Source organism: Peptoniphilus lacydonensis (assembly GCF_900106515.1).
Taxonomy (GTDB): Bacteria; Bacillota; Clostridia; order Tissierellales; family Peptoniphilaceae; genus Peptoniphilus_A; species Peptoniphilus_A lacydonensis.
This window is the reverse complement of sequence record NZ_FNWF01000003.1, coordinates 569,183-589,062: the sequence shown is the minus strand read 5'-3', so window position 1 is coordinate 589,062 and position 19,880 is coordinate 569,183. Positions and strand designations below refer to the sequence as shown.

The window sequence follows — 19,880 nt, the reverse complement described above, 5'->3', positions numbered from 1 at the left end:
TATGAAAAAGCATATTAGTATAATGTTGTTGTTAACTTTAATTTTAATACCATCTATTATTTTAGCAAAAGAGGATAAAGATTTAAAAGATAAGAAAGTGAGTAAAATTGTTACAGTTGGTTATTCATTAAAAGATAAAGAAAAAATATTTGGGGATAAATCGCTTGATGAAATTGATCAAATTCTGAAACAAAAGTGCGAGGAAATTATGGAAGATGACAGTAAGTATAAAGTAAAAATGAATGCAGATAATTTTATAGATGGAGATTTAATAATAAGTGTATATTATCCCAAACGTGATTTAAGTAAGGATGATTTAACCACAAATTTATATTCTAAATCAAATATATTGCCTTTAGGAAACTCATTTCATGAAATAAGAGATCGCTTTAGGTATACGGTAGGCTTTGATGTTGGTGACATAGGAGTTGCAGCTTATGGAGGCTATCAAAGCAATTTAAGAGGGTCTTATTCTGATGTACATCAACAAGGAGTTATAGATAGCCTAAATACTTATAATATTGAAGGGGCTTATTATCCTGTGAAAGATTATGCGTTCGGTAAATCTAATGCGTATAATGTCTTTTCTAAACCTTATGACATAGGAAGAATAACACTTGGTAGAGGAGATTTTAATGTTGTTAGTGGTGGAAGAATAATATTTTCAGGTATAAGATAATAAAATTTATAACTATATATTATCTTGAGTATTGTGCTTACAAATAATATTTTTTAAAAGCTAATAAAAATTTAATTTAAATTACAAGGCGAGGGTTTTTATTTTCCTCGTCTTTTTAATAAAATATATTTATGAAAAATACTGCATCGTATTGAATAATTTTACTATAGCTAGTGTTAAATATAAAAGTGGACAAAAAATATTGTTTTATAATATAAAGAAGAAATCATTTGGGATTTATGCGAAGATAAAAAATTTTATAGACAAGATTATACATCTGCCTAATTATTATTTTGATAAGTTAATGGATTGTTCATACCTTAATTTTATCAAAAAAATGGTTTTCGCATATGCGAGCCGTTTTTTTGGTTTATTCTATTTTGCAACAGTACCTTTTTTGTGTTATTTTTCTTTAATCTTTTTAATGATATAATAAAGGTGATAATAAACTGAGGTGTTATATGAATTTTAATGACTTTGATATATATAAAAATTTGGGCGAATTTTATTATGATGAACCTATGAAAAATCACACATCTTTTAATGTTGGTGGTCCTTGTAAACTTTTAATTAAACCAAAAGATGAGGATTCTCTTATAAAAATTTTAAAAGAAATTAAAAAAAATAATTACAATTATTATGTATTGGGCAATTGTACTAATGTAATTGTTAGAGATAATGGTTTCGATGGAATTATTATTAAATTAAAGAACAATTTAAATGATTTAAAATTAGTTTCTGATACAGATATTTATGCAGGTGCTGGTGTGAGTCTTAAAAAAGTTAGTGAATTTGCAATGGAAAATTCTCTTACAGGTCTTGAGTTTTGTCATGGTATTCCAGGTTCTCTTGGTGGTGGAGTTACTATGAACGCAGGTGCATACGATGGAGAGATGAAAAATGTAATTAAAAGTGTTAGACTCCTTGATGAAGACTTAAATATAATTGAGGTTTCCTGTGATGGTATGAATTTTTCTTACAGGAATTCTCTTGTGCAAGAGAAAAATTTAATTGTACTTGGTGCAACTTTTTCTCTTAGCTATGGAGATAAAACTGAAATCAGAGAAAAGTATGAAGAATTTGACAGAAGGCGAGAAGAAAAACAACCTTTAGATTTGCCTTCTGCTGGTTCAACTTTTAAAAGACCTACTGGATATTTTGCAGGGAAATTAATTGATGATTCTGGACTTAGGGGTTTTACCCACAATGGAGCTGGTATTAGCGAGAAACACTGTGGATTTGTTGTAAATAAAAATAATGCCACTGCAAGTGATGTTTTAGAAACAATTGAGATTGTGCAAAAAGTTGTCCAAGATAAATTTAATGTTAAGCTAGAAAGAGAAGTAAAGATTATCGGAGAATAATAAATATTTGGTGATTAAATGGAACTTATTATAATTACAGGAATGAGTGGGTCTGGAAAGTCCTTTGCTTTAGATGTTTTTGAAGATTTAGGGTATTATGCAATGGATAATCTTGCACCAGCACTTCTTCCAAAGTTTTGCGAAATGGCGCTTGATGCCAAAAGTAAAAATTTTGACAAAGTTGCAGTTGTCGTTGATTTAAGAAGCAGAGAATTTTTTAATTCCTTTTATTCTGCGTATGAAGATTTAAAGGGAATGAATGTAAAAATAAAACTTTTATTTTTATATGCAGATATGGAAGCTATAATTGCAAGATACAAGGAACTTAGACGACCTCATCCAATGAATAGCTCCATAGTTGAAGGATATAAATTTGAAGAAAAAACTCTTGAAAAAATAAAAAAAGAGGCAGATTTTGTTATTGACACCACAGGTCTTTCTACTAGAAATTTGAGGACTCAACTTATGGCATTTGTATCTTATGAAGAAAAGGACAAATTTGCTATTGAAGTTACAAGTTTTGGATATAAAAATGGAATTTTGAGAGATGCAGATTTAGTTTTTGACGTTAGATTTTTGCCAAATCCTTTCTATATAAAGGAGTTAAAGCATTTAAATGGAAAAACTGAAGAAGTTAAAAATTATGTAATGAAGTGGGACCTTACAGAGGAATTTCTAGAAAAAATAATAGATCTTCTTAAATTCTTAATTCCAAATTATATGGCAGAACAGAAGAGAGTTCTTACAATTGGAATTGGTTGTACAGGAGGCTTTCATAGATCTGTTGTAATAGCAGAAGAGATTGGAAAAATTTTAAGAGAAGAGTATAAATCCACCTATGTTACTCACAGAGATATGGAGAAAAATTTATGGAAAAAAAGATAGCGGTATTGGGTGGAGGTACAGGGATATCTACGATTTTACGGGGACTTAAATATTACACAAAAGATATTTCTGCAATTGTATCTATGTCAGATGATGGAGGGGGAAGTGGAATTCTCAGGGAAGAGTTAAAAATACTTCCTCCAGGAGATGTGAGAAGATGTTTAATAGCTCTTTCTAATACAGATAAGACTTTAAAGGATTTGTTAAATTATAGGTTTAGTTCTGGGAGTCTTGACAATCAGAATGTGGGTAATATTTTAATTGCGGCACTCACTGACATAGCTGGATCCTTTGATAAAGCTGTAATAGAGATGAGTAATGTTTTTAATGTAACTGGAAAGATTATTCCTGTAACTTTAGACGAAACTAATTTAGTTGCAGAATTTCTCTCAAAGGATAAAGTAGTTGGTGAATCTTACATTCCAAAAATGTGTTACAGATTGAATACAAAAATTGAAAAAATGAGTATGATTCCTCACTATCCTAATGCAAATAAAGAGGCTCTAGAGGCAATTTTGGATGCGGATATAGTTATAATTGGTCCAGGATCTCTCTATACTTCTATAATTCCAAATTTTTTGATTAAAGGGATAAATGAAGCTCTTTATAAGACTAGGGCAAAGGTTATCTATATTGCAAATGCAACTACTCAAAGAGGAGAAACAAAAAATTATTCTCTAAAAGATCATGTGGATGCAATTTTTAGGCACTCACAATTTGAATTTATTGATGAGGTAATCGCAAATGACTTTGAAAATGATAAAGAGAAATATAAAAATTATTATAATGAAGAAGAGTCAAGTCCTATTTTTGTAGAAGAAGAAGATAGAAAATATTTTAAAGAAAAGAATATAAGATTAACTGAGGGGAATTTTGTCGAAATCAAAGATGGTCTGATAAGGCACGATGGCAGGAAAATAGGAGCGCATATTTTTGAAACTCCTTTGTTGTAAAAAAATTTTAAAAATGATATTATTTATTTGTTAAAGGAGCGGATTAAATGAGAAAGTATAGAAAGACAGAACATATAGAAAATTTTCTTCGTTCAACTTATGTTGGCGACGCACTTTTTTCTGACATCTTTTTGTACAATGATTCTATTCCAGAAATAGATTATAATGAAATTGATACAAGCGTTGATTTTTTAAATAAAAAAATAAAATTCCCACTTATGATAAACGCAATGACAGGTGGCAGCAGTCTTTCCGAAGAAATAAATAAAGGTCTTGCAAGCGTTGCTCTTGAATTTGATTTACCTATGGCAGTTGGATCTCAATCTATTGCCCTTGAAGATGAAGATTCAAGGAAATCCTTTGAGATTGTAAGAGAAATTATAAAAGAAGGAATAGTAATTTCAAATTTAAGTGGTTTTTCAAATGCAGAAGATGCCAAAAAAGCAGTTGATCTTTTGAATGCAGATGCAATTCAAATTCACTTAAATCCTGCGCAAGAACTTGTACAAATTGAGGGTGAAAGAAATTTTTGTGGAATTTTAAAAAATATTGAAGAAATTGTAAAAAAATCTGGAGTCCCAGTTATAGTAAAAGAAGTTGGTTTTGGAATGTCTAAGAAAACTGTAAAGACTCTTTATGATATAGGAGTGAGAAATGTAGATGTATCTGGATATGGAGGTTCTAACTTTTTTGAAATAGAAAATTTAAGAGATCCAAATACAGATTTCTCTGATCTTTTTTCGTGGGGAATTCCAACATCACTTTCTATAATTGAAGCAAAAAGTTTAAATTTAGATGATTTATATATTATTTCAGCAGGTGGAGTAAAAAATTCAATGGACATAGTAAAGAGCCTTGCAATTGGTGCTTCCATGACTGCGATTAGTGGTGAGATCCTTGCGTATATAGTTCGTGGTGGATATGATTACACGCTAAGATATATTGACGGACTGATAGAAAAAACAAAAATGCTAATGGTTTTAAATGGTGCTAAAAATATTTCTGAACTTCAAAAAGTAGATTATAAAGTTACTGGAAAATTAAAAGAATTATTGGAGGGCTAAATGAAATTTATAAAGAAAAATGAATTTAAAGATTCAAAGTGGTCAGCAGGAGTTACTACGGAAGTTTTTATATATCCAGAGGATGCAAGTGTAGGAGAAAAAAATTTTGATTTTAGAATTTCTACTGCAACTTGCAATGAAAAAGTTTCAAATTATACACCTTACACAGGATTTAATAGATATATCACACCAATTAACAATGTGATGAATATTGAAACTGGCGAAGAAAAATTTAGACTAAATCCCTTTGAAGTTTTGTTTTTCAATGGAGATGACGAAACAAAATCTTCAGGAGATGTGAGAGATTTTAACTTAATTTACAAAAAAGGTCTTGATGCCAAGATGTACTCACTTAATATCAATAATTTTGTTTTTAAATCAGAAAATAAATCTGTAATCTTCAATTACGAATCAGATTTAGAAGTTGATGGAAATAAGTTTGAAAAGTTTTCTGCAATTTATCTTGAAGATGAAAAGATTGAAATAAAGGGAAAGGGCAAAATTATAATTTGTGAATTTTAATTTAATAGATTAACTATTTAGACAAAATAGAGTTGTGAAATAAAAATCACAGCTCTATTTTTGTTTTAGCTAATTTCTTGTGAGAAGACTATCGCCGACAAATGAAGTTTTAAAGGTTTTGTAAAAGTCATCTTCAAAAAATATTTCATATCCACTTTCCTTAGAGTTCTCATAAATTTTTTTAATATTTTCAGTTGTAAGCCCAAAAGATATTGCGAGGATAGTTGCATCTTCTACATTGACTTTGCAATTTAAAAGATCTTTTTCAATTTTTTCAAGTTCTCTAAATTTTTGATTGCCAAGTTCTGTCATTTTTGAAAAGCTTGTTACAAAAAAGGCGTAGCAAATTATTGAGAAAATTATACTAATGGCACCCCAAAAATTTTCGTTATAAACTGTGACAGTTCCAGTGAAAAACAAAAGTGAAAAAATTACAAAAGCTAAAAACATTTTAAAAGTTTTCTTTTCCTTGGAAAAAAGTTTTTTCTCCACCATTTTGTTTTCCATAAAATAGATAAAATCATTAAATTTTTTGTTGTAACTATCTGGTTCAGTTCTTCTTATTTTGTCAAGAGTTCTTGTTGAAATTTCACCATTTCCAAAGGAAAATAAGATGTCTATAATTTTTTTCTCTGCATCACAAAGATTAGATTTTTTTACATTTTTTAAAAGATATTCTTTTTTATTTTCTCCACTTTTTGTAACATAATTATTTTTTTCTATTTTGAGATTTCCTTCGCCATAAATTTTTAAAATCATAGCAATAATTGTATTGTATATAAAATTAGCACCTTTATATAAGTAGCCCTTTTCATAATATTTTAAATTTATAGAGCTGTCTTTAATATTTTTTACTTTTTTATTTTTTAAAATAGTAATCATAATTATAGATAAAATTATTAAAATAATATTTACAAATAAAAAATATGTACTGCTAAAATTCATTTTTAAATTCATTTAATCACCATATACTATTATATACAAAAAAGTAATTTTGGGTATAATAAATATATTGGAGGGATTTAATGTACGATATTATAATAATTGGAGGAGGGCCAGCAGGACTCACTGCAGGTCTTTATGCAGCTAGAAGTAAAAAGAAAACTTTAATAATAGAAAAGGGAATCGAGGGCGGACAAATTGCAGAAACTACTCAAGTTGAAAATTATCCAGGAATCGACACAATAGACGGAGTAGAACTTGGGAAGAAAATGGCAGATCAAGCTAAGAAATTTGGTGCAGAAATTGTAATGGATGAAGTTACTGACCTTGAGCTTGGTGGAGATATTAAGAAAATAAAGGGTCAAGTTGATAATTATGAAGCTAAGGCTGTTATTATTGCAACTGGAGCATCTCCAAGAGAGATTGGAGCACCAGGAGAAAAGGAATACAAGGGACGTGGTGTAAGTTATTGCTCAACTTGTGATGCAGCTTTTTATGAAGATGAAACAGTTTATGTAGTTGGAGGCGGAGATTCTGCTGTTCAAGAAGCAATTTTTATTACGAATTTTGCAAAAAAAGTTTTTATAATTCACAGAAGAGATGAACTTAGAGCATCAAAAGTTTTGCAAGAAAAAGCTTTTAACAACGAAAAAATTGATTTTATTTGGAATACAACTGTTGAAGAAATAAAGGGCGATAAAATTGTAAATGAAATGATTTTAAAAGATACAAAGACAGGTGAAATTAGATCAATTAAATCAGATGATCCATTTGGAATTTTTGTGTTTATTGGTTATATTCCTAAGACAGATTTGTTTAACGGAAAAGTTGAACTAACAGAAGATGGCTATGTAAAGACTGATGAAGAGATGAAAACAAACGTAAAGGGAGTTTTTGCAGCAGGGGACATTAGAAAGAAAAGTGTTCGACAAGTTATAAATGCAGCAGGAGATGGTGCAGTTGCAGCTATGAATGCACAGAAATATATTGATGAAGAAGAGGGAAATCTCTACGAAGGTTTTAAAGAAAGTAAATAAATTGTAAAAAAAACATTGCTGGTGTTTAAAATCACCTAAAGCAATGTTTTTTATATAAAAGTTAAGTTTTACTTTTTAATTTAAATGTGTTTCATCCAATCCACCTTGACAGTGTATATAATCATTAAAATTGTTCCTATAGCCCATGATATTGGATATAACATATATACATTTTCAATTGTGTTATAGTTTGGAATTATAAATTTAACTGCGAGAATTCTAAAAGCACAAAGTGACACTAAGAGTATTATCATTGGCGGAACTGTTCTTCCTGTTCCTCTAACTGTACCGGCAAGTGAGTGCATAATTGCCAAAAGAAAATAAAATGGACAGAAAAATTTAGCGGCGAGGACTCCTGATTCTATTACCTTTGTTTCTTTTGTAAAAAGTGATATTACATTTGGGGCAAATTTGTAAAGTAATGTTCCAGTTATTATCGTATAAATAATGCTCATAATTAAAGTAATCCACATTCCTTTTTTTACTCTTTCAAATTTTGATGCACCATAATTTTGTCCTGAGAATGTTGTTATTGCCATACTTAAACTCATTACAGGCAAAATATTAAAACCGTCTATTTTTATAAATGCGCCAAATCCTGCCATGGAAAAAGCTCCAAATACATTTACACTAGATTGCATGATTACATTGGAAAGTGATATGACTGTGTTTTGTATTGCTGTGGGAATTCCCACTTTTATTATTTTAAGGGCCATTTTCTTGTGTATTTTTATTTTTGAAAGGCGAACTTTATAAATTTGTGGAACTCTCATCAAAAATAAAAGAGCAAGTATAGAAGAAATTGCTTGGCTTATATTTGTTGCCACAGCTGCACCCTTAACTCCATAACCGAGCTTTTTAATAAATAAAAGATCTAGTATTATATTTACAAAAGAAGCTATAAAAAGATATAAAAGAGATCTTTTTGAATTACCTACTGCATTAAGAATCCCTGCTTCCATATTATAAATAATATTAAACACAAGTCCAAAAGAAAATGTTCTAAGGTAACTAATGGATTCTTTCATGACTCCTTTTGGTGTGTTCATACTCTTTAAAAGAAATGGCGCAAGAAAATATCCCAAAATAGATATTAGAAGACCAAGTACAATTGAAATTGCTATTGAAGTGTGAACTGAAGTCCTAATATCTTTTTGTTTATCGCTTCCCATGGATTGAGCTACTATTATGCCACATCCTACTGCGATACCTTGGCTAAAAGATATTAATAAATTAATTAAAGCTGTGCTTGATCCAACAGCTGCAAGTGCATTGCCGCCCACATAATTTCCTACAATCATTGAGTCAACAGTATTATAAGTTTGTTGCAATAGATTTCCAAAAATTAGAGGGATTGAAAATAATAAAATTGTTTTCCAAATGTTACCCTCTGTCATTAAATTTTTTTCAATATTTGATATTGATTTACTTTTCACCTTTGAATCATTCCATATAATTATTTTAAAAAATTATTAATTCGTGTTACTATTAATTAGTAAATATTTTTATAATACAATCAATAATATTGTACTTTAAAAAATAAGAAAACACAAAAATTAGGAAGACATTATTATAATATTTGATTATATATCTATAAGTATTATAATAAATTGTGAGATTTTTACTCTTTTTAATAAATGATAGGAACTTTATGGACAGAACACTAAATATTTGTGAAAAATTTTATAAAACTAAAAATATTTCTTATGATGATTTTTTATATCTCATGAAATTGGAAGAGGAAGACGCTGAAAAACTTTACAAATTTGCAAGAGATTTGACTATTAAAAATTTTGAAAATAAAATTTATATAAGAGGTCTTATAGAGATAAGTACATATTGCAAAAATAATTGCTTTTATTGTGGTCTTAGAAATGCAAATGAAAAAGTTAGTAGAGTTAGGCTATCTAAAGATGATATTTTAAATTTGGCAGAGCATTCTGTGGATTTGGGCATAAAAACTATTGTCCTTCAAGGTGGGGAAGATGATTTTTATACCTTAGATTATTTGAAGAAGATCATTGAAGGTATAAAAAATAAATTTGAAGATACTGCAATTACTTTGTCACTTGGCGAAAGAGATTTTTCTGATTTTGAAGAACTTAAAAATATTGGAGCTGACAGGTACTTACTTCGACACGAAACTTATTCAAAAAGTCATTACGAGAAACTTCATCCAAATTCAATGAGTTTTAAAAATAGGATTGATTCTATTTTTAAATTAAAAGAAATTGGATTTCAAACAGGATGTGGAATGATGATAGGATCGCCTTTTCAAACTTATGATAATTTGTATGATGATTTGAATTTTATTTTAGAATTAAAACCTCAAATGGTTGGATTGGGACCATTTATTCCGCACAAGGATACACCTTTTAGAAATTATAAAAGAGGAAATTTATCTGATGTTCTAAAAATTTTATCAATTGTTAGAATATCAGATGAAAAAATACTTCTTCCAGCAACTACTGCTCTTGGAAGTATTGATGAATTTGGACGTGAAAATGGAATTCTCGCAGGGGCAAATGTACTTATGCCAAATGTAGGTGCAAAGAAACTTAGGAAAAATTATAAATTGTATGACAATAAAATTGGGACAGAAGTTGAAAATTCTGACGATTTTAAAGGCTTAGAAGAAAAACTTAAAAAGATTGGCTATGAAATTTCTCCATATAGGGGAGATTACAGGTGAGAAAGAAGGATAAGATGTATAAAAAAGATTCAAGAGTTGCAGAAGAATTTATAAATCACGAAGAAATTTTGGATACACTTGATTTTGCGGAAAAAAATAAAAATAATAAAGAAGTTTTGGATAAAATTTTAGAAAAAGCAAAAATAGAAAAGGGACTAAGTCACAGAGAAGCAGCTGTACTTTTATTTACTGAAGATAAAGAAGTTCAAAGAGAAATTTATAAACTTGCTAGAAAAATAAAAGAAGATCATTATGGCAATAGAATTGTTTTATTTGCACCACTTTATCTTTCAAACTACTGTGTAAATGGTTGTGTTTATTGTCCATATCATGCAAAAAATAAGAATATTAGAAGAAAAAAATTAACTCAAGAAGAAATAAAAAATGAAGTAATTGCACTTCAAGACATGGGTCACAAAAGGCTTGCAATTGAACTTGGGGAAGATCCTGTAAATAATACTATGGAATACATCTTAGAGTCCATAAAAACTATTTATTCAATAAAACATAAAAATGGACAGATAAGAAGAGTGAATATAAATATTGCAGCTACAACTGTGGAAAATTATAAAAAATTAAAAGCGGCTGAAATTGGAACTTATATACTTTTCCAGGAAACTTACAACAAAAAATCCTACGAAGAACTTCACCCAACAGGGCCTAAACACAATTACGCTTATCACACAGAGGCAATGGATAGAGCAATGGAAGCAGGAATTGATGATGTGGGAATTGGCGTTTTATTTGGTCTTGAAACTTATAAATATGAACTTGTTGGACTTTTAATGCACGCAGAACATTTGGAGGCGACTTTTGGAGTGGGACCTCATACAATTTCTGTTCCAAGGATTCAACCAGCTGATGATATTGATCCAAGTGAATTTAAAAATGAACTTGCAGACGATATTTTTGAAAGATTAATTGCACTTATAAGAGTTTCTGTACCTTACACTGGCATGATTATTTCAACTAGAGAATCAAAAAGAGTAAGAGAACGTGCACTTGAACTTGGAGTCAGTCAAATATCAGGAGGATCAAAAACGTCTGTTGGTGGTTACGTAGAGGAAGAAAAGAAAGAAGATAATTCGGCCCAATTTGATGTTGCAGATAATAGAACTTTAGAAGAAGTAATAGATTGGCTAATAGAACTGGGATATATTCCAAGTTTTTGCACAGCTTGTTATAGAGCAGGACGAACTGGAGATAGATTTATGCAACTTTGTAAATCTGGACAAATTTTAAATTGTTGTCAACCAAATGCTCTTATGACTTTAAAAGAATATATGTTAGATTATGGAAATGATAGGACAAAAGAATTAAGCGACAAATTAATAGAAGAAGAACTTAAAAAAATTCCAGATAAAGTTGTAAAGGGGAAGGCAACAGAATATATAAATGAAATGGAATCCGTTGGAAAGAGAGATTTTAGATTTTGATGGAGCTAAACAAGACAAATTCTGGAAATAGAATTCACATAGGCTTTTTTGGAAAAGTAAATTCAGGGAAAAGTTCTTTAATAAATGCCTTTGCAGATAGGGATATATCTATTGTGTCGAGTAAAGAAGGAACGACGACTGATCCTGTATATAAATCAATGGAAATAAAAAGCCTAGGGCCTTGTCTATTGATGGATACTCCAGGGATAATTGATAATACAGAATTGGCAGAAAAGAGGCTAAAGAGAACTGAAGATGTGATTTTGAAAACAGACATAGCAGTAATAGTTATCTCTGATACAGAAACTAAAGATGAAAAAATTTAATAAAAAGTTTTAAAGATACTCCAATTATTGTAGTTATAAATAAAATTGACATCTTGAGCTGTAGTGAAATAAAAAAAATAAAAGATGATTTTAAAAATTATTCCATTGTAGAAGTTTCGGCACTTAAAAAACTTGGTCTAGATTTATTCTTAGAAGAACTTTTGAAGTTTAAACCAGAAAGAGAAGAAAAACTTTTTGATGGCATGGTAAAAGAAAAAGATTTAGTATTATTAGTAATTCCACAGGATATCGCAGCTCCAAAAAACAGATTGATTTTGCCTCAAGTGCAATCCATAAGAGAACTTTTAGATAAAAATTCAATTGTAACTATGGTTAAACTAGAAGAACTTTCCGATGTACTTTTGCTTTTAAATAAAAATCCAGATTTAATAGTTGCAGACTCATCAGTATTTCTAGAAGTTTATGAAAAGAAGCCAAAAGATGTAAAACTGACATCTTTTTCAATTTTATTTGCGAAGTTAAAGGGAGATATAGGAGAGTATGTAAGTGGTGCTAGTGCAATTAAAAATTTAAAAGAAGATTCCAAAATTTTAATTGCAGAATGTTGCACCCATGCACCAGCAGAAGAGGACATTGGAAGAATAAAAATTCCAAATATGATTAAAAAAAAGTTTGGTGAAAATATAAAAGTTGATGTAAGTAGTGGGGCGGTCTTTCCAGATAATATCTCTGATTACGATTTAATAATACAGTGTGGCGGATGTATGTTAAATTCAAAAAATATAAAAAATAGAATAAAAATTGCAAAAGAAAAAAGCATCCCTATTACAAATTATGGAATTGCAATTGCATATTTTAAAGGGATACTTGATAAAATTGATTTTTAACTGTGGTGTGAATCACAGTTTTTTTTAATTCGTATTATTTTCGATGTTTTCTTCATTTACTGAAAGTGTTCTAATTATATTATTAACCTTTGACGGCATTATAATTTCATGTTCTCCTGGGGCAAAGTTTGTAACTCCTAAATTGTTGCAAGCTGCTACGAAATCTTCAGGAGATTTTATTACTCCAAGGGTTTTTAGTGAATTTGCCACATCATTTGGAGTTGCACCTTCAGAAATATTTATATTGTACTTTTTAAGTTCGGTGTTAGAAATTTTTGCCAATATTTCTCTAACTGTCAAACCTTTTTCAAAGTTGTAAGTTCCTGGTACAATTGAATTTTCTATTTGCATGTCATCAACTAAGTATTTATAGGCATTTACATCTTTTATTAAATTATTTGAAAGCAAAATTTCTCCCAAAGTTTCTACATTTGTACCTTCAGGAATTGTTATTTTATTTACATTTAAATTTTCTTCTTTGTCTTTTTTATTTTCTTTATCTTCATCTAATATGACAATGGGCTTTACTGATTCTTTTTCTTTAAGACCAGTAGTCGCGAAAATTTCATCTCTTATTTTTTTAAATTCGTCAGTTACTCCAATTTTTAAATCTTTATGTGATATTGAATTTAAATAAAGAGAGTCAATTCTCCATTTTACGACAAAGATTAAGGCAAATAAAAATAAAATAGAAAATAGAACTTGCAAAAATTTAATTAAAAAAAGTTTGCCTCTGTTAAAATTTTTCAAAATAAACCTCTTTTCATCTCGTTTTGATATAATTATATCAGTAAAGTTAAAAAATGGAAAGTTTGGAGAGATCAATGAGAGAAATAATTGTTAATAAAAATGACGAGGGAAGAAGACTTGACAGATTTTTGAAAATTTATTTTGAAAAAGCACCGTTATCTTTTATTTATAAAAATTTGAGGAAAAAAAATATTGTCTTAAATGGAAAAAAAGCGAAACCAGAGGATATTATAAATGAAGGAGATATTATAAAACTATTTCTTTCAGAAGATACAATAAATAAATTTAAAAAGAAAATTAAAAAATCAAAGCATTCAAAATTTCCAGATATTTTGTATGAAGATGAAGATATTATTTTAGTAAAAAAACCTGTAAATATGCTCACTCACAATGATAGTAATATATATAAGGATAACGCTCTTGACAGGATGGTGGATTATTTGATTTATAAAAAAGAATATTCCCCAAGACTTGAAAAATCCTTTAGACCTGCTTTTGTAAATCGCCTTGACAGAAATACCTCGGGAATTTTAATTGGCGCAAAAAATTTAAAAACTTTACAAAATTTAAATGAGGCAATAAAAAATAGAGAGATAAAAAAATATTATCTAACTATTGTGTCTGGAAATGTAAAAGATGATTTTTCTGTGGATATTAATTTAAAAAAAGACAAAAATAATGTTGTGAAAAAGACTACAAAAAATGAAGGGAAGAAATCTTTGACAGAATTCCACTTATTAAAAAATATAAAGGGCTATTCTCTTCTATCTGTAAATTTGATAACGGGAAGGACTCATCAAATTAGAGTATCTCTAAAAGAAAAAGATCTATTTATAATTGGTGACAGAAAATACGGAGATGAAAGGATTAATAAAAAATTTAGGGAATTAGGTTTAGATAGTCAGTACCTTCACAATTATAAAATTGTATTTGAAACAGAAAAATTTCCGAATTTAAAGGGAAGGGAATTTATATATCTGCCTAACAAAAAAATGATGGATATTGCAGAAAATATTTTTGAAATAGATCTAGGTGAAAAATTAAATGAGAAAGATAATTTTTAGAAATCCAAAAAAGAGGCTAGATTTAAAAAAATTGAAGGGAGAGAATACACTTGTTATCTTGCCATCTCAAGCTGCAATAAATTTTTATATAAGAGATATGTTAAAAAATTCCGTTGATATAACTAAGACAGAATTTGAAACATTCGATGGAATTAAAGGAAAAGCTAAGAGAAAAAAACCAGATACGATTTTAAAATACATAGTGCTTTCAAAGATTTTAAAGGAAAGATTTCAAGAAAAAGAAATTTTTCCTGAAACTATTGATATTGTCCTAGATTTTTTTGACGATATAGTTGAAAAAAATTTAGGAAGTGAAGATATCCTAAAAATAGAAGGAGATTTATTTGAAAAACTTTCAGAAGTTTTTTTGCAATATAAAAGATTTTTTGAAAAGAGGTCTTACGAACTATATGATTATGTGGACAAAGAATTTTTAGAAAAAAGTAAATTTGACAGCATTATAATTTCTGGATTTTTGGAATTTAGAAAGAGTGAAATGGATTTAATAGAGGAACTCTCAAATTCTAACAGAAATATTTATGTAGATTTTCCTTTTAATTTCATCAAAAGTGATTTAATAAAAGATACAATAGATAGTCTAAAAAATGTTGGATTTGAAGTCTGTGAGGATAATTTTTTAAATTATCGAGAGTATTTAAAGGATAAAAAAATAGAGGCCATATCTACAAAAGATGATTTTTATAATTTATTTTTTTCTCAGTTAAAATTAACTCTTCTTGAGGAAAAAGTTTCTGATGTAAAAATTTTAACAGGATCCAAAAAACTTGCTGATGGCATAAAAAATCGCGAGAGTTTTGAAAAGCTTGAATTTAATTTTAAGAAAAAGGAAAATTCTCTTTTGTGTAGGGAATTTATAAATTTAATGGATTATTTTGTATTAAAAGACAAAACTAATACAATAAAAAGAGTGAAACTCAATTATTTTAAATTACCTGTGAATGAAAACAAACTGGAATCTGTTCTAATATCCTTTAATTTTAAAAATTTAGATGAAATAAATTTTGACAACATAAAAAATTTAAGCATAGAGGATGAAAATTTAGTCGATTTTTTATATGGTGTAGATTTTTTAAAGTCTGAAAAAATAGAAAAGAAAAATAGCATTGATTATTATACAGAATTTTTTTCTAAATATTTAAAAGATGCAGAAGAGGTTATAAATTCACAGCTTGAAGAAAGTCTAAATTTTATACTTTTCAGAGAATTGAGATTTATAAAAAAACTTAGAGAAAGTTTTGATAAAGTAAAAAGACTTGAGGAATTTTATCGCCAAATAACTTTAGAAGAATTTGTATTGATTATTAAAAAATATATTGAGAATTTCAAGACTGAAGAAGTTCAAAATCTAGAAGGAATAGAAATTTCTGATTACAGGTCAAATTATTTTGGATATTTTAGTAATCTATTTCTAATAGGATTTGACCACAATTTTGAAAATAATATGAAAAGTAATTTTATTTATAAACTAGAAACAGAAGGGTACATGACAAAAATTGGACTTATAAAGGACAATTTCCAAAGAGATTATATTTACTTGATATATGATTTAATTTTAGCTGATAAAATTTTTATATTGAATGAAGATGAAGAAAAGGGATTTTCAAAACTTTTAAATACTTTAATTTTTGATTTAAATTTAGATATAGAAAAAAGAGAGTTAACATATAAAACTTTAAAATTAAAAGAGAAGTTAGAAAATTCAAAGCATGATTATAACTTAGGTGCAGAATATATTAGTAGAATAAATGATAAAATTTGTAGTAGAGTTTATTCTGCGACAGATTTTGATATTTTAAAAGATTGTCCCAGAAAATTTCTTTTTGAGAGAATTTATAAAATTGAGGAATTTAGCAGAAAGTATGATGAAAAATTTTATCTAAACATGGGAGATAAATATCATCATATTTTAGAAAAATATTTTAAAAGAGAAAAAGATTTTAGAGAAAAAACATTGAAGGAAATTATTTTAGAAGAAGAAAATTTGGGAGATTTTGAAAGTCTTAATTTTCTTCAAAAAATTTCTGTAATAAATACTTTTAATATTTTAAAAAGATATATAGAAAAAGACTTAATAGAACAGAGAAAGTACGGATTTGTGCCAAAATATTTTGAAGAAAGTTTTGTAACGGAAGTTTCGGGAATAAAGATAAAGGGAAGAATTGACAGAATTGATGCTAGATCCGATGAAGAAATTTTAATTGATTATAAGAGGTCATCTGTAAAAAATAAAAAAGAAATTGAAGATTTAAAATCTTTTCAGATGCCAATTTATGCTATATCGAGGGTAAAAAAGGGTAAGAAAATAGCGAGTGCAAATTATGGATCTGTGAAAAGAGCAGAAATTGTTACAGTAATAAAGAATTCAGATATACTTCCAAAAGATGATAATAAAAAGTATTATTTTACTGAAGAAGAATTGCAAGACCTGCTAAAGAGAGTAGAAGATGAAATTATTTCCATGGTATCTAATATAAAAAGTGGCAATTATAATTCAGATAGCAAATGTAAAAATTGCAATTATAAAGAAATTTGCGAAAATAAGGAGAATTAAAATGGATAAAAAAGAACTTAGAAAGAAATATACAAAAATAAGATCAAAAATAAAAAATAAGAAAGAAAAAGATGAAAAAATTAGAGAAAATTTAAAGAACTTAGAAATTTATAAGAATGCAAAATCAGTTTTTGTTTTTATTTCTTATAGAACAGAAGTTGACACATTAAAAATAATTGAAATGATAAAAGAAGATGGCAAAAAACTTTTGGTGCCACTTGTTAAGGGAAAAGAAATGATCGCAGTAGAAGTAGAAGGGATTGAAGATCTAGAGCCAAATAAAATGGGAATACTTGAACCAAAGGAAGGAAAAGAAGAAATAGATGTTGATCTTACAATAACACCAGGTCTTGCTTTTGATAAAGAGGGATATCGCCTTGGATATGGCGGAGGATTTTACGACAGGTTTTTTGAAAAAGTAGATACAATAAAAATGGGAATAGGATATTCTGATCAGAAAGTCGATAAAGTAATTCACGAAGATTATGACAAAAAATTAGATTATCTTTTGACAGATGAAGGGTTTGAAAAATTTGACAAATAAAATGAATAGAGTTTATCCTAAAATTGAAGCCAAAACATATAAATGGATTTTAGCACTATTAGTTTCAATTGCATCTTTTTATGGAGTAGGAATAATTTTCTATGTATTTAATATAAAAAGCGAAATATTAGGTGCAGTAGCAGTGAGTGCACTATGTTTATTATCTCTTTTAATTGTAGATAGAGATTTTATAAAGAAAATATTTTTGCCTATGAAAAAAAAGGACATATTTTATATAATTTTGGGTCTTTTGTTTTGTGCAGTAGCTATTGTAATATCGAGCATAGTGATGCAACAATTTGGAATAGAAGGAAATACAAATCCTATTTTTGAAAGCTTAAATCCAGATAACTTTAAAGACTTTTTTGTTTCCACAATTATACAGTTTATTGCAGAAGAAATAATTTTTATAATTCCCTTTCTTTTTGTAATAAATAAAATGAAAACAGAAAATGAAACATTTAAAAATATATGTGCAATAATTTTATCTTCAGTAATTTTTGGAGCAATGCACATTACAACTTATAATTTTAACATTTTGCAAGCGGTTTTGATAATTTCAATAATACGAGCAGGCCTGTCAATGTCTTATGTGTTTTCAAAGAATCTGACAGTGACCTATTTAATTCACATAATATACGATTGGAGTTTAATAGGACTTTATATAACTGCTGGAAATATAATTAACTAAAGATAAAACCAATTGAAAACGATTACTGTGTAAGTAAATTAAAACTAAAAGAAAAGTATTTATAAATAGTTAAACTAAAAGAAAATAAAATTTATTTCTAAATAATTGTGAATATCTATTTGATGAATTTAAATTGAATAATTTACTGTTATAAATTATTTCCTAATTAAAATAATAAAATTATATTTGAAAAATGAAAACATTTTGATATAATATAGATATAAAAATATAAAGAGGTGATATTTATGACAATTGAAATGGACATGATCCAGACAATTGGGTTAGCAGTAATATTATTGCTAATAGGAAGGTATTTGAGAAGCAAAATTTATTTCTTTCAAAAATTTGCTATTCCAGCAGCTGTGATTGGTGGATTTTTATTTGCAATAATTCACTTGATTTTAAGATTAACTAATACAGCAGCGTTTGAGTTTGACACAACACTACAATCGTTTTTCATGACAATATTCTTCACAAGTATTGGTTTTGGGGCAAGTATTAAGATTCTGAAAATTGGTGGACCGAAAGTAATCAAATTTTTACTTTTGGCTAGTATTCTTTGCGTTTTGCAAAATTTCTTAGCTGTAGGATTAGCTAGACCTGTGGGAGTAGAACCAGGTTTGGCACTTATGACAGGATCTACACCTATGACAGGAGGACATGGAACAAGTGCAGGTATAGCACCGCTAGTTGAAGCATCTGGAGTTGTGGGAGCAGAAACAGTGGCTTATTCAGCAGCGACTTTTGGATTGGTAGTAGGTTCGTTGATGGGAGGACCATTAGCTAATAAACTTATACTTAAAAATAATCTTCTTGAAAAGAAGAAGAATGAAGAAGAAGTTGTTGTGGATGAGTCAATTTTAAAAGAAGAAGAAAAGGTTTTAGATGGTAAGAAGATTCAATTAGGGTTTTTTGCTATTTTAGTTGCGATGGGAATTGGAGTTTACATATCAAAGTTCTTTAATGGTCAAATTGCAAAACTCACAGATAAAGCAGCTTTACCAATTTATATTGGACCTATGTTGCTTGGAATACTTTTTAGATATATATCTGATAGAGGTTCGAACTTTCTTCCAAATGAAGAGATTTCAATTGCTGGAGAATTAGGTCTTAACTTGTTTCTATCAATGGCTTTAATGACATTAAAATTATGGGAATTAGTTGAGCTAGCAGTTCCAATGCTTATACTTTTATTAGCACAAACAATTTTAATGGCACTATTTGCTTATTTTGTAACATATAAAGTTATGGGAAATAATTATGACTCTGCTGTAATAGCTGGTGGACACTGTGGATTTGGTATGGGAGCCACACCTAATGGTGTCGCTAATATGGAATCTATTTGTGATAAATTCGTTTATTCAAAGATGGCATTTTTTGTATTACCAATAGTTGGTGGAATGTTTATTGATTTCACAAATGTTTTAATAATAACAATATTCTTAGGAATATTTGCTTAGCTAGAATGAATAAAAAGCATCAGATAATATCTGATGCTTTTTAAAAATTAA

At 28.3% G+C, this 19,880-nt stretch carries 19 protein-coding genes; 16 read left to right on the top strand and 3 right to left on the bottom strand.

Annotated features, from left to right (window positions below):
• The first annotated feature begins 1 nt into the window (after position 1).
• The 6 genes from BQ5450_RS04540 (at position 2) to BQ5450_RS04515 (ending at position 5,467) form a co-directional block, all read left to right on the top strand.
• Entirely contained in the window at positions 2-679 is a 678-nt protein-coding gene (locus BQ5450_RS04540; protein WP_071126116.1) for a hypothetical protein, read from the top strand.
• A gap of 461 nt (positions 680-1,140) precedes the next feature.
• Positions 1,141-2,043 (top strand): UDP-N-acetylmuramate dehydrogenase, encoded by a 903-nt coding sequence (gene murB / locus BQ5450_RS04535; RefSeq protein ID WP_071126115.1) that lies wholly within the window; start codon positions 1,141-1,143, stop codon positions 2,041-2,043.
• 18 nt (positions 2,044-2,061) lie between these two features.
• Positions 2,062-2,928 carry an RNase adapter RapZ gene (gene rapZ / locus BQ5450_RS04530; protein ID WP_071126114.1) on the top strand — a complete coding sequence of 289 codons (867 nt, stop codon included), beginning with the start codon at positions 2,062-2,064 and terminating at the stop codon, positions 2,926-2,928.
• Entirely contained in the window at positions 2,913-3,881 is a 969-nt protein-coding gene (locus BQ5450_RS04525; protein ID WP_010242680.1) for a gluconeogenesis factor YvcK family protein, read from the top strand. Before rapZ ends, BQ5450_RS04525 begins: the two co-directional genes overlap by 16 nt.
• Before the next feature lie 47 nt (positions 3,882-3,928).
• Positions 3,929-4,945, top strand: a complete 1,017-nt coding sequence (fni, locus tag BQ5450_RS04520; RefSeq protein ID WP_071126113.1) for a type 2 isopentenyl-diphosphate Delta-isomerase — start codon at positions 3,929-3,931, stop codon at positions 4,943-4,945.
• Complete coding sequence (locus BQ5450_RS04515) at positions 4,946-5,467, top strand: HutD family protein (protein ID WP_071126112.1); 522 nt, start codon at positions 4,946-4,948, stop codon at positions 5,465-5,467. It abuts the gene before it with no gap.
• Between the two features lie 69 nt (positions 5,468-5,536).
• On the opposite strand, the gene BQ5450_RS04510 is transcribed toward BQ5450_RS04515, so the two are convergent.
• A complete protein-coding gene (locus tag BQ5450_RS04510) occupies positions 5,537-6,424 on the bottom strand; it encodes a DUF2207 family protein (protein ID WP_071126111.1) in 888 nt (295 codons plus the stop codon).
• A 68-nt stretch (positions 6,425-6,492) separates the two neighbouring features.
• On the opposite strand from BQ5450_RS04510, the gene trxB reads away from it, so the two are divergent.
• Positions 6,493-7,446 carry a thioredoxin-disulfide reductase gene (gene trxB / locus BQ5450_RS04505; RefSeq protein ID WP_071126110.1) on the top strand — a complete coding sequence of 318 codons (954 nt, stop codon included), beginning with the start codon at positions 6,493-6,495 and terminating at the stop codon, positions 7,444-7,446.
• Positions 7,447-7,526: 80 nt separating this feature from the next.
• On the opposite strand, the gene BQ5450_RS04500 is transcribed toward trxB, so the two are convergent.
• Positions 7,527-8,882, bottom strand: coding sequence for an MATE family efflux transporter (locus tag BQ5450_RS04500; RefSeq protein WP_071126109.1), 1,356 nt, complete (start codon positions 8,880-8,882; stop codon positions 7,527-7,529).
• Positions 8,883-9,097: 215 nt separating this feature from the next.
• Here BQ5450_RS04500 and hydE point away from each other — a divergent pair, with 215 nt between their 5' ends.
• The 4 genes from hydE to hydF are packed head-to-tail and all read left to right on the top strand — an operon-like array spanning position 9,098 to position 12,748.
• Positions 9,098-10,138, top strand: coding sequence for a [FeFe] hydrogenase H-cluster radical SAM maturase HydE (hydE, locus tag BQ5450_RS04495; RefSeq protein ID WP_010242670.1), 1,041 nt, complete (start codon positions 9,098-9,100; stop codon positions 10,136-10,138).
• A gap of 14 nt (positions 10,139-10,152) precedes the next feature.
• Entirely contained in the window at positions 10,153-11,574 is a 1,422-nt protein-coding gene (gene hydG, locus BQ5450_RS04490) for a [FeFe] hydrogenase H-cluster radical SAM maturase HydG (protein WP_010242669.1), read from the top strand.
• On the top strand, positions 11,574-11,900 hold the full coding sequence (locus BQ5450_RS09305) for a GTPase (RefSeq protein WP_234347014.1): 327 nt from the start codon (positions 11,574-11,576) through the stop codon (positions 11,898-11,900). The genes hydG and BQ5450_RS09305 overlap by 1 nt, the downstream gene beginning before the upstream one ends.
• A 53-nt stretch (positions 11,901-11,953) precedes the next feature.
• Positions 11,954-12,748 (top strand): [FeFe] hydrogenase H-cluster maturation GTPase HydF, encoded by a 795-nt coding sequence (hydF, locus tag BQ5450_RS04485; RefSeq protein ID WP_234346993.1) that lies wholly within the window; start codon positions 11,954-11,956, stop codon positions 12,746-12,748.
• A 24-nt stretch (positions 12,749-12,772) separates the two neighbouring features.
• Here the strand turns inward: hydF and BQ5450_RS04480 are convergent, their stop codons facing one another.
• Positions 12,773-13,498: an endolytic transglycosylase MltG gene (locus BQ5450_RS04480; RefSeq protein WP_071126108.1), complete on the bottom strand. Its 726-nt coding sequence runs from the start codon at positions 13,496-13,498 to the stop codon at positions 12,773-12,775.
• A gap of 74 nt (positions 13,499-13,572) precedes the next feature.
• Between BQ5450_RS04480 and BQ5450_RS04475 the strand changes: the two genes are divergently transcribed.
• The 5 genes from BQ5450_RS04475 (at position 13,573) to gltS (ending at position 19,829) form a co-directional block, all read left to right on the top strand.
• The gene (locus tag BQ5450_RS04475; protein WP_010242666.1) at positions 13,573-14,562 is read left to right on the top strand and encodes an RluA family pseudouridine synthase; all 990 of its coding nucleotides are present in this window, start codon (positions 13,573-13,575) and stop codon (positions 14,560-14,562) included.
• On the top strand, positions 14,543-17,134 hold the full coding sequence (locus BQ5450_RS04470; RefSeq protein WP_071126107.1) for a PD-(D/E)XK nuclease family protein: 2,592 nt from the start codon (positions 14,543-14,545) through the stop codon (positions 17,132-17,134). Before BQ5450_RS04475 ends, BQ5450_RS04470 begins: the two co-directional genes overlap by 20 nt.
• Before the next feature lies 1 nt (position 17,135).
• Positions 17,136-17,678: a 5-formyltetrahydrofolate cyclo-ligase gene (locus BQ5450_RS04465; protein ID WP_010242664.1), complete on the top strand. Its 543-nt coding sequence runs from the start codon at positions 17,136-17,138 to the stop codon at positions 17,676-17,678.
• Positions 17,659-18,369: a CPBP family intramembrane glutamic endopeptidase gene (locus BQ5450_RS04460; RefSeq protein WP_010242662.1), complete on the top strand. Its 711-nt coding sequence runs from the start codon at positions 17,659-17,661 to the stop codon at positions 18,367-18,369. The genes BQ5450_RS04465 and BQ5450_RS04460 overlap by 20 nt, the downstream gene beginning before the upstream one ends.
• 245 nt (positions 18,370-18,614) lie before the next feature.
• Positions 18,615-19,829, top strand: a complete 1,215-nt coding sequence (gene gltS / locus BQ5450_RS04455; protein WP_071126106.1) for a sodium/glutamate symporter — start codon at positions 18,615-18,617, stop codon at positions 19,827-19,829.
• The last annotated feature ends 51 nt before the right edge of the window (positions 19,830-19,880 follow it).

What these genes read in the sequence shown, in the direction of transcription:
- BQ5450_RS04540 (WP_071126116.1), top strand. Translation starts at nt 2, where the DNA reads ATGAAAAAGCATATTAGTATAATGTTGTTGTTAACTTTAATTTTAATA.
- BQ5450_RS04470 (WP_071126107.1), top strand. Translation starts at nt 14,543, where the DNA reads ATGAGAAAGATAATTTTTAGAAATCCAAAAAAGAGGCTAGATTTAAAA.
- BQ5450_RS04510 (WP_071126111.1), bottom strand. Translation starts at nt 6,424, where the DNA reads ATGAATTTAAAAATGAATTTTAGCAGTACATATTTTTTATTTGTAAAT.
- murB (WP_071126115.1), top strand. Translation starts at nt 1,141, where the DNA reads ATGAATTTTAATGACTTTGATATATATAAAAATTTGGGCGAATTTTAT.
- fni (WP_071126113.1), top strand. Translation starts at nt 3,929, where the DNA reads ATGAGAAAGTATAGAAAGACAGAACATATAGAAAATTTTCTTCGTTCA.
- hydE (WP_010242670.1), top strand. Translation starts at nt 9,098, where the DNA reads ATGGACAGAACACTAAATATTTGTGAAAAATTTTATAAAACTAAAAAT.
- hydG (WP_010242669.1), top strand. Translation starts at nt 10,153, where the DNA reads ATGTATAAAAAAGATTCAAGAGTTGCAGAAGAATTTATAAATCACGAA.
- BQ5450_RS04525 (WP_010242680.1), top strand. Translation starts at nt 2,913, where the DNA reads ATGGAAAAAAAGATAGCGGTATTGGGTGGAGGTACAGGGATATCTACG.
- rapZ (WP_071126114.1), top strand. Translation starts at nt 2,062, where the DNA reads ATGGAACTTATTATAATTACAGGAATGAGTGGGTCTGGAAAGTCCTTT.
- BQ5450_RS04465 (WP_010242664.1), top strand. Translation starts at nt 17,136, where the DNA reads ATGGATAAAAAAGAACTTAGAAAGAAATATACAAAAATAAGATCAAAA.
- BQ5450_RS09305 (WP_234347014.1), top strand. Translation starts at nt 11,574, where the DNA reads ATGGAGCTAAACAAGACAAATTCTGGAAATAGAATTCACATAGGCTTT.
- BQ5450_RS04475 (WP_010242666.1), top strand. Translation starts at nt 13,573, where the DNA reads ATGAGAGAAATAATTGTTAATAAAAATGACGAGGGAAGAAGACTTGAC.
- trxB (WP_071126110.1), top strand. Translation starts at nt 6,493, where the DNA reads ATGTACGATATTATAATAATTGGAGGAGGGCCAGCAGGACTCACTGCA.
- gltS (WP_071126106.1), top strand. Translation starts at nt 18,615, where the DNA reads ATGACAATTGAAATGGACATGATCCAGACAATTGGGTTAGCAGTAATA.
- BQ5450_RS04515 (WP_071126112.1), top strand. Translation starts at nt 4,946, where the DNA reads ATGAAATTTATAAAGAAAAATGAATTTAAAGATTCAAAGTGGTCAGCA.